This window comes from Magnetococcus sp. PR-3, from assembly GCF_036689865.1.
GTDB lineage: Bacteria > Pseudomonadota > Magnetococcia > Magnetococcales > Magnetococcaceae > Magnetococcus.
The window spans coordinates 1-16,156 of sequence record NZ_JBAHUQ010000016.1; the positions used below are offsets into that span (position 1 = coordinate 1).

General features: G+C 52.2%; 12 protein-coding genes. 3 read left to right on the forward strand and 9 right to left on the reverse strand.

What is annotated here, in order from left to right; all coding sequences use genetic code 11:
* Positions 1–53: 53 nt before the first annotated feature.
* The 3 genes from V5T57_RS10650 to V5T57_RS10660 are packed head-to-tail and all read right to left on the reverse strand — an operon-like array spanning position 54 to position 2,672.
* Positions 54–761, reverse strand: a complete 708-nt coding sequence (locus V5T57_RS10650; protein WP_332891197.1) for a hypothetical protein — start codon at positions 759–761, stop codon at positions 54–56.
* A complete protein-coding gene (locus V5T57_RS10655; protein ID WP_332891198.1) occupies positions 758–2,179 on the reverse strand; it encodes a hypothetical protein in 1,422 nt (473 codons plus the stop codon). Before V5T57_RS10655 ends, V5T57_RS10650 begins: the two co-directional genes overlap by 4 nt.
* Positions 2,172–2,672: a hypothetical protein gene (locus V5T57_RS10660; protein WP_332891199.1), complete on the reverse strand. Its 501-nt coding sequence runs from the start codon at positions 2,670–2,672 to the stop codon at positions 2,172–2,174. The genes V5T57_RS10655 and V5T57_RS10660 overlap by 8 nt, the downstream gene beginning before the upstream one ends.
* Before the next feature lie 438 nt (positions 2,673–3,110).
* Between V5T57_RS10660 and V5T57_RS10665 the strand changes: the two genes are divergently transcribed.
* Positions 3,111–3,752: a prepilin-type N-terminal cleavage/methylation domain-containing protein gene (locus tag V5T57_RS10665; RefSeq protein WP_332891200.1), complete on the forward strand. Its 642-nt coding sequence runs from the start codon at positions 3,111–3,113 to the stop codon at positions 3,750–3,752.
* A gap of 1,284 nt (positions 3,753–5,036) precedes the next feature.
* Here the strand turns inward: V5T57_RS10665 and V5T57_RS10670 are convergent.
* The 5 genes from V5T57_RS10670 to mshL are packed head-to-tail and all read right to left on the reverse strand — an operon-like array spanning position 5,037 to position 12,871.
* Positions 5,037–6,263, reverse strand: coding sequence for a type II secretion system F family protein (locus tag V5T57_RS10670; RefSeq protein ID WP_332891201.1), 1,227 nt, complete (start codon positions 6,261–6,263; stop codon positions 5,037–5,039).
* 39 nt (positions 6,264–6,302) lie between these two features.
* Positions 6,303–7,958, reverse strand: a complete 1,656-nt coding sequence (locus V5T57_RS10675) for a GspE/PulE family protein (RefSeq protein WP_332891202.1) — start codon at positions 7,956–7,958, stop codon at positions 6,303–6,305.
* Entirely contained in the window at positions 7,955–10,135 is a 2,181-nt protein-coding gene (locus V5T57_RS10680) for an AAA family ATPase (protein WP_332891203.1), read from the reverse strand. The genes V5T57_RS10675 and V5T57_RS10680 overlap by 4 nt, the downstream gene beginning before the upstream one ends.
* A complete protein-coding gene (locus V5T57_RS10685) occupies positions 10,132–11,124 on the reverse strand; it encodes a tetratricopeptide repeat protein (protein WP_332891204.1) in 993 nt (330 codons plus the stop codon). The genes V5T57_RS10680 and V5T57_RS10685 overlap by 4 nt, the downstream gene beginning before the upstream one ends.
* Before the next feature lie 19 nt (positions 11,125–11,143).
* Complete coding sequence (gene mshL, locus V5T57_RS10690) at positions 11,144–12,871, reverse strand: pilus (MSHA type) biogenesis protein MshL (RefSeq protein ID WP_332891205.1); 1,728 nt, start codon at positions 12,869–12,871, stop codon at positions 11,144–11,146.
* Positions 12,872–13,163: 292 nt separating this feature from the next.
* Here mshL and V5T57_RS10695 point away from each other — a divergent pair, with 292 nt between their 5' ends.
* Together V5T57_RS10695 and lpxK are read left to right on the forward strand one after the other, a co-directional pair.
* A complete protein-coding gene (locus V5T57_RS10695; protein WP_332891206.1) occupies positions 13,164–14,474 on the forward strand; it encodes a 3-deoxy-D-manno-octulosonic acid transferase in 1,311 nt (436 codons plus the stop codon).
* A complete protein-coding gene (gene lpxK, locus V5T57_RS10700) occupies positions 14,471–15,565 on the forward strand; it encodes a tetraacyldisaccharide 4'-kinase (RefSeq protein WP_332891207.1) in 1,095 nt (364 codons plus the stop codon). Before V5T57_RS10695 ends, lpxK begins: the two co-directional genes overlap by 4 nt.
* A gap of 50 nt (positions 15,566–15,615) precedes the next feature.
* On the opposite strand, the gene V5T57_RS10705 is transcribed toward lpxK, so the two are convergent.
* The gene (locus V5T57_RS10705; protein ID WP_332891208.1) at positions 15,616–16,101 is read right to left on the reverse strand and encodes a response regulator; all 486 of its coding nucleotides are present in this window, start codon (positions 16,099–16,101) and stop codon (positions 15,616–15,618) included.
* Between the last annotated feature and the right edge of the window lie 55 nt (positions 16,102–16,156).

Below are 16,156 nucleotides of genomic sequence, written 5' to 3' on the forward strand. Positions count from 1 at the left end.
GGGGCTGCTTGTTTAAGCAGCCCCTTTTTTATCCTACCAGTGCATCGGCACACTTACATGTTATTTAACATACCCTTATAATTCTGAATCATTTTCAGAGACTCCAAAATATTGCCTGAGGAAGCCGCAGCACCGCTTGCAGCCGGTGCTGCCGGTGCGGCTGCCTCTGCTTTGGCAGGGTCAGGTACGGATGGTATAATCTCTTGTTGCTGTCTGACCTTTTTTTTGATCTCAATGGGGTTATGCACCTCCACCCATTGTAAAATTTCACGTCCGGCAATCAGCACTTTATCTGCCCGTACCGTACGGATCTTCGCACCATTGGCGATCTCATCACCCTCTTTATAGAGCTGGCCATCAATGACCGCAAAACGCTCATCGCCAGTGATAAAGGTCATAGAGATAATACGCTTACGAAAATCCTCCGTCAGCGCTTTCATGCTATCCTGGCTCATGCGGATCGAGTCCTGAGAGAACCCCAGCATGATCATATTTACCCGGCCACTCTCACGCCCTTGGGGTGTCCTGAGCTGCTTAAGCTTTGGCTCGTTGCGCTGGCGCAGATCATCCAAGGTTTTATCCGGCTTGGGCACAATGCCATATTTATCCCGCTTGGATACCGACTTGCTTTTGCCCGTAAAATAGTTCTTGGCAAACAACCCACCCGGACGTTGCTGAATGGTGTAGAAGTCGTAGCCACTATAGGCAATGCCCAATACCAGAACCAAGGATGCGGCCAAGCCCAGAAGTTTGGTTTTCATGACTCAGCCTTTCGGCTTAAGGTGACCTTAAAGCTCAGCTGCAAAATATCTGTATCCAACTGGCTTTTTTCAACCTTGTACCCTTTGGAGCGTAAGGTGTTCAAAAACTTCTCATGGTCCTTACTGGCAACGGAGAAAGAGTTATTCACCCGCCCTTCAATCACCACCGAGGGGGTCTGATTTTCATGGGAGATCAGCAAGCGTAGTATTTGAATATTCCGGTCTGCACGGGCAAGGGAAAGATCGGCGATAATGCGTTTGGCATCATAGATCTGACTGAGCTTACTGAGCTGTTCAGAAAAGAGCACCACATCCTTTTGGCCTTCGGTGATCTCTTTAACCTTTTCATCCTGCCCCAAGCTCGACTCAATCTTACGGGTTTCCGCCTTCATAAATGTGACGTTGCGCTCCAACCAAGTTTGGCCGAACAGCCCGCCAACAACCAACAGCCAGACCGCAGCGGTTAACCAAGGAGAAACCCGAACACCGATATAGCTGGCAATGTCCAACTCTTTGTTGGCGGCATCCCACGAAGCCAGCAAAGATGTAACCTTTGGGATAGAGGTGACCAAAAAGCTGCCATCTTCCATGGCAAAGCGGGCCGGCGAGAGCACGTCGGTGGAGGCTTCCATAAACTCCGCCAGCTTGATCACCCAGGAGGTATCGGCACCCGCATCCACCAGTTCGGTCTCATCACCAACCCAACTGGTTTTATCATCCCCAGCAGCCGCGGTTTGGCCAAACCCGGTTGATGATGTCTGCCGGGTGGTTTGCCCAGCCCCCTCTTCCCCAGGTTCTGAGCGGAAGAACCCAAAGTGAACAACACGCTCAACTTTTTGGTGGCTCTGTTTTTCTAAAATTTTCAGCTCTTCAGAGATGGTCTCTGCCAGGGCCATTTTGGCTTCACTGGTTGCGGCGAAGGAGGACATACGCCCTGCACCGAGGATGCGATCCTTCTTACCCACCATATAGTCTACATGGCGGTCATGTTCAAACATCACCACCACATTTTGTTTACTGCCATATTTGTTTAATGCCGCAAACAGCAGGGCATTAAATGAGAAGTTCAGGTGGACATCGCGACTTTCATAGGCCAGATCGTCATGCACAGCCATGATATCGCCAGGGACCACACTAAATAGAATCTCGGTACTACTCTCACCACGTTTTTTCTTCCAATGGGTTAGGATGCGGCTGTTTTCATCCCCTTCCCCCATCTCCTGAAGCTTACGTTGAAGTTTAATTTCAGCATATTTGATCTGGGCATCCACCATCATCAGACGGGGAACCGAACCGTTGAAGTCAGAGATCAGCCAACGATCACCATCCACTTCGTTAACGTCGGCAATATCCTGAGCCTTTTTAGGAGCCAGCATGACGCGCTGACCATCGACCTCTAGAATCAGTTTATTACTCATTTTGCTGATACACCAAATAGGTGCCCTTCAAAGTAACCATGACCTGACTGCCAGCGGGACCGGCCTCCTCGCTGCTTGCGGATTCCATCTTTTCTTTCATCACAGGGTGTTCACTCGATAGAATTTCAAATTTACTGGGATCATAATAAAAATGCCCCCCGTTGCGCGCGTTCTCCAACAAAAAGCCCATTTGAGAAACATCCACCATCCGTTCTTGAACATCCACCTCGTAGCGCACCCAATCCCCGCGATCAATTCCAATATCCTGCGCGATCTGCACAAACGAGCTGACACGATCCTGGAAAGCTTGGTAGGTTTTTACATTTCTGAGATATTGCTTGTAGTGTTCACGCTTACGTTTGACCAAATCCCTGGCTTTTTCAGCTTTGGTATATTGGGTATACATATCCATGGTACCACTGAGCACAAAGGGCAAAAGCCCCGCCCCAACCACCGCCAAAGTAAGAATAACAAGCCTTAATATCAACAACATAACACAGCCCTAACTTAGAATGGCCCTTTACCGTCAAAGATCACAACGACCCATACGACACCAACCAACAGCCGAAGCCATGAGAGCATGATAGACCCCCACCTGCAGTGATGCCACCTTTGAGTTGGAATAACCTTTTTTTGACGCCATCTCCCACACAGTTTCAACACCTTGTCAGACCTGACAAGATGACATCTACGGCTTTTGCAACAAATAGACCTAAAGCCTTATGCCTTCATGAGTAAAAATACGCAACTTTTCACTCTTATCTTGACACAAAGCAGTGAAACGCTAAACTCGACGCTGGGGTTGGACGATACAAATAAGGCACATGAACACCAGACTTCCTTCTTAACTTGCGTTAAGTGGTGATCATGGGAACTGAAATCCAAACCAGTTTATTTGCCCGTTTATAGCAGCTGCACAGGAGCACGCACCATGTTAAGTTTTATTAAGAAATATGAAGAGCGGAAACAATCCGGTTTTACGCTTATGGAAATGGCCATCGTTTTGGTGGTAATCGGCTTGATTCTTGGTGCCGTATCCATTGGTAAAGATCTGCAGCGTAATGCAGAATACCGTAAGATCACCAACAAGTTTGTCGGCCAGTGGGCTCAAGCCTACAACCAGTATTATGAGCGCACAGGCGTTGTTCCTGGCGACGTATTGATTGCCCCAACCGGCATTTCATTGATTGCAGATGATAATGCGGGCGCTGTACCAACCTTCTTCCAAAATGCCGGTATTCGTGTCCCCAGCGGTCGTGGTGCAGGCAACGAGAACGAGTACCTTTATTATGATCCTCAGGGTATTCCTCAGACACTGATCATTGACTTTCTAAACATTCAGGATGGCACAGCCAACGGTCTGGTGGGTAACTTAATGCGCCTTCAGGGCTTGGACCCTGTGCTTCTGTCGGTCTTTGAAGCCTCCATTGACGGCATTGTGAATGTAGCTGGCGGTGTATTCCGCTGCGATACCGCCGGTGTCGATGGTGGTACAGCCAACGCCCTAGTGGCTGAAGAGCAGGTCAACGCCGCAGCCAACTTGGCAACCTGCTACTATAAAATGCAGCAGTAAGCGAGCAAAGCGGTTACTGATCGTTAAAAAGAGCGTCAGCTTGTGCTGACGCTCTTTTTTATGGCCCCTCTTTTTTTACCCGCACCTAGTGACCGATCCCCCCAGAGCATACCGCATCAGACCATGCTGAGACACAACAGCCCTCTTGATATCTGAGTTCGCCGCAAAGCCCGCTAAACCGCACGCACCCTCCCCTTCATGGCCAGTTTCCCCCCCCAAGCCCCTAACGTGTACCAAGCCAAGTGAACAGTCGTGCCTCTTCAAACCATAAGGGGCAATATCAAACAAGGGTGATTCAAACAGGTGTCAAAGTACGTTCCCGTCGGCAGGCTTAGCGGCAAGCCAAAGGTTGGAACAAAACGCATGTTGACGACGACTGGCTTGTTAGCGCGAAGCCACTCGGTAGAACAGAAGCATGGTCAGGTGTGACGGCCCAAAACCACCGGGTAGCCCCCAAAAGCATCATCGTTTAGACGGGCTTGATGGTTTAAAGCCGCGTGGTCAAACACAAAGGGCGGTCGCATCGACGGGCTTGGTGGTGTGAAGCCGTATGGTCGAACAGAAGTCTGTCCGCATCGGCGGGCTTGGTGGTGTGAAGCCGTGTGGTCGAACAGAAGTCTGTCCGCATCGGCGGGCTTGGTGGTGTGAAGCTATCGAGCAGGATACATGCATGTCCGTACAGTCAGACTTCTCGTCAGAAACCACCGGGTAAACAGAAGTCTGTCCGCATCGGCGGGCTTGGTGGTGTGAAGCCACATGGTCAAACAGAAGTCTGTCCGCATCGGCGGGCTTGGTGGTTTGAAACCACCGGGTTGATCAGCATCGGCGGGCTTGGTGGTGTGAAGCCACATGGTCAAACAGAAGTCTGTCCGCATCGGCGGGCTTGGTGGTTGAAACGGCTGGGTTGATCAGCATCAGCGGGCTTGGTGGCCCAAAGCTATCGAGCAGGATACATGCCTGTCCGTACAGTCAGACTTCTCGTCAGAAACCACCGGGCAAACAGAAGTCTGTACGCATCAGCGGGCTTGGTGGTTTGAAACCACCGGGTTGATCAGCATCGGCGGGCTTGGTGGTGTGAAGCCGTGTGGTCGAACAGAAGTCTGTCCGCATCGGCGGGCTTGGTGGTTGAAACGGCCGGAGAACAAAAGGCGCGTTCGCGTCGGCGGGTTTACCGGTCACACAGAGCACACAAGACGCCAACCCCATGCATCCATGCCCGAGCTTAAGGCATACCCCCAACCGGCCTTCTTTGCGCCACGGACGACAAGTTACCGCGAAGGGAGGTTAGATATTTTTAATCAATGTGTAGAGCGGAGCAAAGAGTGCCATAGCCAGGGCGATAAACATGCCCCCCCCCACCACAATGGCAATAGGCTCCACCAGTTTACCAATGTTACTCACCAGTTCCTCAAGCTTAACCCGGTAATCTTCTGCAATAAACTCAAGCTGTTCACTTAAGGTACCAGACTGTTCACCCACACCGATCATCCGCACCACAAAGCTGGGGAAAATACCCACCTTCTCAAAAGACTCCCGCAAACCAATACCGGATACGAGGTTCTCCTGCACCTGATCCAGATAGTTCCGGTAGACCTCGTTGGGGATCGCCTCTTTCAACACCTGCAGAGTACGCATAACATCCACACCTGCACGCAACATCATACTCATGTACTGGGTGATAAAGGCTAAGTTAAAGGCGACAATAATGACCTTAAAGATCGGGGTGTGCATCAGTACCTTTTGAATTAACACCCGCACTTTAGAGCTGGACTTGACCAACGCCACGATCGAACCGACCACCCCAAAAATGGTCCCAAAGAGCAGGCCAATATTGGCTTTAACCCAGACCGAACCTGCAATAACCCACTGGGTAAAGGCCGGTAGATCCAACTGGAACTGTTTAAACATATTGGCCATGGGGGGAACTACCAGATAGATCCAGAAGAACATGGCCCCAAAAATGGCGATAAACATAAAGGTTGGGTAGGTCATGGCGCTTTTGGTATCACGCCGGATCTTATCCATTTTTTGGGTATGCGCTGCTGCATCTCGTACGGTTTGGTCCAGGCTACCGGTCTCCTCCCCCAAACGAACAAGAAACACCAGTGTTTCAGGAAAATAGCGGGGAAAAGCCGCCAGCGCTTCGGTCAGGTTGGAGCCCGCCTCTACCCGCATGACCAATTGCTGTCCAACTTTGGCTAAGGTGGGGTTATCGTGGTCGGCCAGGGTATCTTTAAGACAGGCAATAAGCGGAATACCAGCTTTGAGCATAACCGCCATGTTGGTCAGGGCCTCCGCCAGGACCTCCATGGTGACCTCTTTTTCAAAGGTGTGCACCAACAGGCCAACAATAGCCCCCACCGCATTGCTTAACTGTTTAACAACAATGACGGTGTGGCCCTGCTGCTCCAGATAGGTCGTCGCTGAAATGGGGTTGTCGTAGGGCAGATCAACAAAGCCACCCTCAATGGGACCATCCTTGCTTAAGTACTTGTAGTAAAAGTAGCCCATACCATTACCCCATCGTTAGAGCGCCCTAACAGGCACCCCTTAATAACCCAGAACCCGAACCACTTCAGAGAACGAGACATCCCCCCGAATCATCTTCGCATGGGCACAGGTGGCAATTTCACGATACCCATGATCCACCGCAATACGGCGCATGGTATCCAGGGTGGCATCCTTACCAATTTCAACCGCCAGTTCAGGGAAAGAGCGCAGCACCTCATAAACCAGCGTACGACCATGAAAGCCCGTACCAAAGCAGGTTTCACACCCCACCCCCCGGTAAAGTGTATCCACCCCTTCAAGCTTTAGATAATCCAGCTCTTCCTGACTGGGGGTATAGGCCTCTTTACAGTTGGGGCAGATTTTACGGACCAAGCGCTGACTCACCACCCCCACGAGGGAGTCGGCCAACATAAAGGGCGCAATACCCAAAGAGCGCAAACGCGGCAACGCACCAAACGCGGTATTGGTGTGCAGGGTAGAGAGCACCAAGTGACCTGTTTCCGAGGCGGATACCGCGGTCTCTGCGGTCTCTTTATCGCGGATCTCACCGACCAGGATCACGTCAGGATCATGCCGCAAAAAGTGACGCACAGCACTGGAGAAGGTGTAACCCGCCTTGACGTTAATCTGGGTTTGACGCATCAAAGGAATGCGGTATTCGATGGGGTTTTCCACCGTCATCACATTCTTTTCTGTCAGGTTAAGCGCACGTACCGCGGCATAGAGCGTGGTGGTTTTACCCGAACCGGTGGGACCTGTAAGCAAAACAATCCCAAAGGGTTCGTTAAAGATCTGCCGAACCAGCTCAATATCATCCGGCTCAAAGCCCAACTGCGGCAGGCCCATAAAATCACTCTTAGCGGGCAACAGACGCAACACCATATTCTCCCCATAGGGACAAACGGTGGTGGAGACACGAAAATCGTAGTGGTTGGTTAGAATGGTCTCACCAAAACTACCATCCTGGGGCAAACGCTGTTCAGCAATATCCATATCCGCCCGCATTTTCAACGTGGTAACGACCCGTTTCATGCTGGAGGGCAGTGAGAACATGGGGCGCAACACACCATCGATACGGAAGGCGATATTAATCGCCCGGTCCATGGGTCGTATATGGACGTCAGAAGCACGGGTTTTAACCGCTAACTGGAACAGATGGCTGATGAAGTTATCCAGATTACGGACATCATCCTTATCCATACCCAGCAGCTGGATCTCCCGTTCAAGCAGTTTTTCAACGGGGTTTTCCAAAAAGTAGTAATAGTACTGTACGGCATTACGGATTTTGCCTTTTTCCCCTTGGTAGAAAAAGGGCTTTAATCCCGTATGGCGGGTAATCAACTTATCCAGCGCCACCACATCATCTGCGGCCGTTACGCACTCAATGGCCCCTTCAATACTATCATGACGCATGGGCAAAAAGTCGTTCTGCTCACAGATATTGCGGTTGAACAAACGCAAACTCTCTTCGGCAGGCCGAACCGCATTAATATCCAGGTAAGGCCGATCTTCCTGTTCAGAGATGGTGGTGGCAACGTCGTATTGAGAGACAAAGCCCAGCCGTTCCAAAATCTCACCCACACGCTCTTTGGTGATCTTCTGGTCCTGCAAAGCCAGTTCAATATGTGCATCCGAGATCAGCCCCTTCTCCTGAAGGAGCATACCTATGGGTTTTTTACGCGGTGCATCATTCATCGCTGCTCTCCCCCATTAACCATCTGGCTACCCCCTCCATCAATCGCCACTTCAGGCGTAGGGTTTACCGCTTTAACCTGAACAATAATGGCAGAGAGCTTAAACTGCTTCTTGACGCGATCTCGTGCCATAACCGCCAAACGCCCCTCCCCCCAAGGCCCCAAACGGACCACATGCCAAGAGCCACCGTTGGCCGCAGGGAGTTTTTGCACATAGGCACTTAAACCATGACCACGGAGCATCTGTGCCAATTTGCTTGCGGGTCTCACGGTTTGGAAGGTGGCGACCTGTACCGCATAACGCATGCCCTCAGCCAAGGCTCTAGGCTGCTCTTTACTACGTTTATCCACCACCGGGGTCGTATTGGTCTGGTTACTCACCGTATGGGCAGTGGCTTGATCAGTATACGACGCCGCAGCCCTTTGCTCACGTGCCTGCTTGGCTTCCAGCGCCTGCTTACGCTGTTTTAAACGCTCGGCCAACACCATCTGTTTACGGACATAATGCTCCAGCACAAACTGTGTCGCGGCATCGGGCTGGCCACTTTCGTGCAGATCAAAGGCACGCTGAAAAGCCTTAACCGCGGCCAGTGTACCAGGGCCAATCATGCCATCGGGCAGACCACTGTAGAACGGTGTTAAAGCCAACATACGCTGAAAACGGGCGGAGGTCTCATTACGCGGCCCCACCTGTTTGGGATCCAACCACCGGCTCGGTTTCCAAAACAGGTGGAACTCCTCACCCCGTGTCGGATCATTATATTTGAGAAGAAGGTACTCTTGACGCACCTCTTTACTGACCACAGGTAAACGGACCAGACGGTACTGCTCTTCGGTCCATATCCGGTGGGCCAGGGTTTCCAACCAACCTTCACGCAAGGCCTGCATATAAGCCTTGGTGTGACGCTGCAAACCCTTATCACTTAAAAAGTGGTGTACCGCAGCATAGAACTGCAAGCTCTCAGCTTGGACACTATCCTTCTCTCGCTTAATCGGCTGAGGGGGAGAGACCGGCTGAGAAGCGGCTGCTGTGGTTTGTAGGGGCACACGCTGCGGCTCAGAAGCTGGTGCTGGGGGGACCACAGGCTCAGCTTTGACCACAGGCTTAGGGGCATCCGCCACCATGGTAACCACTTGGTCACCCTTTGCGGTTTGAACCGACCCGCTCCCCAACAGCCCCGCCAGATAGAGCCCGCCAACCACCAAAGCCCCCCCCACCACACCAGAGAGCATATAGCGTATTAAAAGCTGGGTTTGAGGATGCGGTTTATGAACTTCTGGTGGTGCTCCCCACTGTTCCGTCAACCCCACTTCAGAAGCAACACCATCAACCAGCGCAGCCTCAATACGGGTGGTATTGTCGGCAAACAGACCGTAAAGGCAGCGGTCCATCAATTTATTAATGAGACGAGGGTTACCACCGGTCCAGTTAAAAAGCTGCCGGTACCCCTGCTCTGTAATGGCAATAACCCCACCAGACCCCGCCCTGTTCAGACGAAAGTGGATATACTGCTTCATCTCTTCCGGGTTAAAGGGGGTCACTTGGCCATGGATGACAATCCGGCTCTTAAGCTGCCGCATGGCGTGTTCATCCAACCGGTCGGTCAGCTCGCTCTGCCCCACCAAGAGAATTTGCACCAATTTTTCATGCTCGGTCTCCAAATTGGAGATCATGCGAATTAGCTCAAGGCTCTCATGGGAGAGGTTTTGCGCATCATCAAAAATAATGGTGCAGATCTGCCCCTGCTGGTGCTTTTCAATCAAAAATAGGTTGAGCTGTTTAAGCCGGTTACCCAGCCCGCCATCGTCATCCAAAGGGATACCAAAGTCATGGCAGATCTCTTCGATCAACTCAACACCCTGATAGAAGGTGTTGATGATCAGCGCGCTCTCAACCGGGTGATTTTCCAAGGTATGGAGAATACGGCGGGTAATGGTGGTTTTACCGCACCCGACCTCGCCAGTAATGACCATAAAACCTTTGCGGGTCAAAATACCGTGGGTGATCTCAGCAATGAGGGCATCCAGGCGCGAAGGCAGGTAAAAATTCTCGGCATCGGGCACCACCGGAAAAGGTGGTCTAGTCAGCCCCAGGAACTCCAGGTAGAGTTCACCATAGGCAACACCACGGTTTTGAGAAGCGGGTACAGGATCGGTAGGGGGGGCAGAGGCCATCATTCCGTATAGCGTTTCATTAATTGAGCAATTTGTACATCGTCAGGAAAATCTTCTCGCAGGTCACGCAAGCCACGTTTGGCCTCGCGCCACTGTCCCAGGTGCATTTGTGTAATGACAAGGTTCAAGCGGGCATCACGATCCAATGGCTGCGTATACAGCACCTTATATAGACGTTTGGCTGCCTTGCTATACTGGCGATTTTTCAAATGCCAATATGCTTCCATTTTTAAAACAATGGGGTGTTCTGTACCACGGGATTGACGCAGTTTGGCCAACAGCTTTTTAACCTGCTTGCTACGGTTTTTCTGTATCGCATGGTTCAGATCAAGGGTTAGCTGGCGCACAAACTCCAACTGATCCAGGGAGAGGGGTGCCGTATTGGACTCTGTCATCGCCGGCATTTGACCGGGTTTACCAGAGGCAATGGCCGCAAGGTTCTCAGCCTTTTTCTTTTTTGCATCTTCAAGGATCTGATCAAAGGAGAGAAAAGCCTCCAGAGCATCGGGCAGTTTGTCTTTTGCCTCTGCCTTTTTGCCTGGAACTTGCGCCTTTTCCGATGCCACAATCAATTGCGCTTTAGCGGCTTGGAGCAAAGCAATTTGATCCATAACCGGTACCCCACCATCCTTACTGAACAGTGAGATAACATCTTCAAGCTTAAGATCCCCTAACGACTCTGTGGTCGCATCCTCAGCAGCGCGGCGGGCCCTTTGTTGTTGGGCTTGTTGGCGTTTTTGCAGGGCAATTTGATCCTCTTTCACCCCTTCCATATAGGTCAAGCCAATCCAACCACCCAGCCCCGACAGAATAACCAGCCCAGCGCCCAGCATAATCCACTGGCGCTTGTTAAGCCGCTTAAGCAGACTGACCTTCTCTTCACTCTCCGATTCCGCAACCACCTCTGGGGCAGCATCTGCCGCAGAAGGAGAGACCTCATCCTCTGCTTTTTTACGCTGCAGGTTGCGCATCGCTTTGTAAATCACGCTCATGGGGTAGGCTCCGGCCTGCTCACAGCACGGTAACGCGCATCATGATAATCATCTCACGCGTCTGGTCACTGCTGGAGTCCGTAGAAAAGAGCCGGCCCAGCACGGGGATATCCCCCAGAACAGGCACACCGGTTTTGGTTGCGCTCTTCTCTTTATCAATCAAGCCACCCAAAAAGACCAGATCACCCGAACGGGTCTCCAGGATGGTACTCATCTCCTTAAGCTCTACCTCAGGCAAGGCGACCTGGTTTGCGGTACCCACCGTGACCAAGTCCAGGCTAGAGGCAGTTACATCACTTTTAATAGGATGAACCGTCATAATGATTTTGCCATCCTCTTTGATGAAAGGGGTTACACCAATCATCAAACCATCAAAGACGGTATTTACGGTCACATCGGTCTCAGTGGTTGCGCTGGTCCCCGTACCGGTGGTGGTGACCTCAGTCTCAGAGACATAGGTATTGCTGGTACCGACACTGATCATGGAGGGCTGACCATGGCGCGCACGAATGGTGGGGTTGGAGAGCACCTGCACATCACCAAACTGCTTTAACAGATCAACAATGGCCGCACCGCTGGAACCAGAAATGACCACCCCCAGCCCTGACGCTGCGGTCGATGTGGCAGGAAAGGTCACATCCGCCAGGTTAAAAGTACCACCACGCAAGCTGTTGCCGCTGCCAATCTCACCCGTGTATGTACCGCTCTGCCCGACCATGCTGGCGATACTTCCTTTAAAAGCCCACCAATCCACCCCCGCACGGTAGGTCTCACTCAGCGAGATCTCCATCACGCGGGTTTCAATTAAGACCTGACGGCCAATAACCTCTTTAAACTGATCCACCAACTTGGTTGCTGTCCGAATAACCGAAGGGCGGGCCTTCATGTGCAAGGTGCCGGTCATACGGTTAAGTGTATAGGTTTGGCCTTTGGTATCGTTGCTGTTCAGCAGGTTTTGAATGACCGGCTCAATGGCACCATAGGGGTTGGTAATGGCCCCGGACTGTCCCGTCACACGGTAAGCACCCGTGAGCTTACCTGAACCCGCACTACCGCCACCGGCACTCCCGAGCACATCCCCCCCAACCGAAAAGTTGGATGAATAGTTGGTTTCCAAAAATTCCAAGGGGTAGGTCATCTCCTGGAACATTTGAACACGCAAAATATTCCCATCGATATGGCCATAAAGGTCAGATAGGCGCAAAATTTCCCTAAACACCTGAGAAGCCGGCAGCTCACGGAAGGAGACGGTAATAACCGGGGGCTCCTCCAGCACCCGTGGCTCAATGAGCAGATTCATCCGCGTCATTTTGGCCAGGGCTTTGAGGATATGCCGCACATCCTCTTTATCCATCTCTAGACTAACTTTCAGATCATCCAGAGGGTTATACACCGGGGGCACAGGCAGGGGGGGGGGTGGGGCACGACGGGTAATTTCCAAATCCCGCTGAATCTGCTGAAGACGGTTATCCATATGCTGACCTTCTTTGGTCAACACTTTATGAATATCCCGTCCAGCTGTCATACCGGAACTAATAACCTTCATATCCCGCACCAGCTCACTGCGCTGGCGGGCCATATCATTAGACTCTAAAGCCAACGCCCTATGGGCTTGCTGCAAAATGGAGCCGGGCTTTTCAGTGGTTTTCTTATCTGCATCTTTTGCAGGAAAACCCAAGGATTGACAACCACTTAAAAGCAGCACCAAGCCCCACACCCAAATATTGAACCAACGAGCATTGCTCATCAAACGGATCCTTCAATCAGATCTAGCATTCTGCATATAAACAAACAAAGCTGCATCACTGGCCCAACCCAAGCTTGGCCCATTGTCGCTAACATAACACACTTGGCTATACAGCCCTATCAATCAAAGTGCATCTGTATGTAACAGATATAGGTTCACATACGACAGTTGCAGCCCATTTCCTCACTGCAAAATCCTCACCAAACTTGAAAGCCTTTAGACTTTGTCTCACAATTGGGTTTCCGTTGGGTTAAACCCACTCCATTTGCCATTAAAAACCGGGATCCAAACTGTGCTGTATCTGATCTATACCCTGCTGTTGGCACTGCTGGGCCTCTTGGTTTTGCCCTTTTTACTCTATCGTTATTGGACCACGCCCAAATATCGGGGAACCATACACCAAAGACTGGGCTTTTTGGACCCCCTATTACTTCAACAGGCCCTAAAAAAGCCGGTTGTGTGGCTGCATGCTGTCTCTGTAGGGGAAGCCATGGCCGCTCGGGATCTAAGCGCTCAACTGGCCCAGCGCTATCCCGATCATCTCCTGGTGGTTTCCACCGTGACCAAAACAGGCCGGCAAGTGGTGTTGGAGAAAATGCCCCACGTCCACCACCACCTCTACCTTCCCTTGGATTTTCCCTTTTGCATCAACCGGGTGATCAAAGTACTCAAACCCAAGCTCTGTATTGTGATGGAAACCGAGCTATGGCCCAATTTTTTCCGCGCCTTACACCAGAACCACTGCCCGATTGTGGTGGTAAATGGCCGTCTCTCTCCCCAATCGTTTAAGAGCTACCACAAGGCACGCTGGGCCATGCGTCCCTTTTTGGCCCCGGTTACCCATATGGCCATGCAGTCTGAACTGGACGCTCAGCGCATGCAGGCCATTGGGGGGGAGAGCCAACGGGTAAGTACAACGGGGAACCTTAAATATGATCAAGCGTTGCGCACCCCTTCGGAAGAAGAGATGGCCCAAAGAGAGGCCTGCTTAGGAGAGATCAACACCGCCGCACCGATCATTATGGCGGCCAGCACCCACCCCGGGGAGGAGCGTCTGGTGCTGGATGCCTTTATCAACCTGCGCCAACAGTACCCGGATCTGCGATTGATCCTTGCGCCACGCCATCCTGAACGGGCCTCTGAAGTGCGCAAGCTCATTGAGAGCAGCCAGCTAAGCTACCAAGCACTGACCCAGAACCAGGCCCCCTGGCAGCAGTCTGTTTTGTTGGTGGATACCATCGGCTGGTTAACCCGGCTCTATCCCCTATGCCAAGGGGTTTTTATGGGGGGCAGCTTAATCCCTAGGGGTGGGCAAAACATGCTGGAGCCATCCGCTTGCGGCATCCCTACTCTTTACGGACCCCACACCTTTAATTTCAGACACATTGCCCAGCAATTGGAAGAGGCCAAGGCCGCCATCCGCGTGGCCGATCAACCCACCCTCGAGCAAGGCTGGCATCGCTTGCTGAGTAACCCCGACCATCAACACCACATGGGGCAAGCGGCAAAAAGCGTGGTCGAGAGCAACACCGGCGCTTTGCAGCGCACCCTGGCACAAATTGAACAGATCTACCCTGGCACCACAACGGGGACGCGATCATGAAGCTGTTTCAACCGTTACTGCCGCTCCTTCATGGCCAACAAGCCCCCCATGGGATACTTCAGCAGCGGCTGCTCGCTCTGCTAGGCCTGCTGGGTCGCGGCTATGGCTGGTATATGCAGCAACGCCGACAAAACTACACCCAAGGTCAATCTGCCGCCTACACCCCCCCCTGCCCTGTGATCAGTGTCGGTAACCTGACCACAGGGGGAACAGGCAAGACCCCGCTCATACGCTGGCTTGCCCAGTGGCTACAGGCCCAAGGGGTCAAGTGTGTCATTGTCAGCCGGGGATATGGTCAACAGAGCACCGAGCCCGTCACCGTCGTCTCTGACCCACACCAAGTGCTGACCACGCCCCCCTTAGCCGCCGATGAACCCTACCTTCTGGCACGCGCACTCCCGGGGATTCCTGTCATGACTGGCGCCAAACGCCAACAAGTCATTGAACAGGCGCTCTCCCATCAATGGTGTGACTGTATTTTATTGGATGATGCATTTCAGCATTTGAAGGTCAAACGTGATCTGGATGTGGTCTTGATGGATGCTCAGCACCCCTTGGGTAATGGGCAGCTACTGCCAGGTGGTGTCTTACGGGAACCCCCTGCCGCCCTTAAGCAGGCGCATGTCATCATCATCACCCGCGCAGACAATCCCCAGCAGGCCCAAGCCGCGGAACAGACCATCCGCCCTTTTCTTAGCCCAGACACACCGGTTTTACGGGCAAACCATGTTCCCTCTCAATGGCATGACCTGCATGGCCAGGAGATCCCCCCCCCCAAGGGGCCGGTCATGGCTTTTACAGGCATCGGCCGCCCCGAAAGCTTTTGGCATACCCTGCACCACCTGGATATACCCATGGCTGGGCAACACCCCTTCCCGGATCATCACCCTTTTAATGCACAAACCCTGTCACCGCTAAGCCGCCAAGCCAAGCAGCAGGGCGCAACAGCATTGGTCTGCACTGAAAAAGATGCCGTTAAGCTACAACCTCAGTGGAGTGAACTGCCTATATACTGGCTTGGTATACAGTGGCAGTTTTTATCCGCAAGCACGCCCCTGACAAACCATCTACAGCGCATCCTCACCCCATAAGAAAAAAGCCCTTCTTTGGGAAGGGCTTTCTTACGATCCACACACATGTTTCAGACCTTGGCCATCACTTTAGCGGGCTTACGAACACACTCATACACCAAAGGGTTTAGTCTGTTATGGGTCACATCCAAAGCCGAGTGCCCTTCAGCATCCGCCCCATCACCCTGGGCATGTATGGCATCCACCACCCAGGTTGCCAACTGCTGACTCTGGGTGTGCGCCTGCACAGCCATATCCGCGCCAGCTTGACATGCCATGGAAAAGAGCAAATTCCGGTCAAAACCAGGGTCAGCACCCACCAAAGTGATAATGGGTAAAGAGATACCGCTGGCACGCACACTGCGCAACATACCCCAACCCAACATATCCGGTAAGCGCAGATCAATAATAAGGGCACCAACAGTCCCTAATTGGGCATGATGGATGACATCCAGAACATGGCAAGCCCCCACCAGTTCATACCCTTGATCCTGACATGCACTCTTTAGGCGCTGGAAGGCGCGCTGATCATGGCTGGCAAGAAGAATTGTATCCATGGGTCACATCCAATCTCTGCGTTAACGGCCTATTCCCCTGTGTTGACCACGAGAA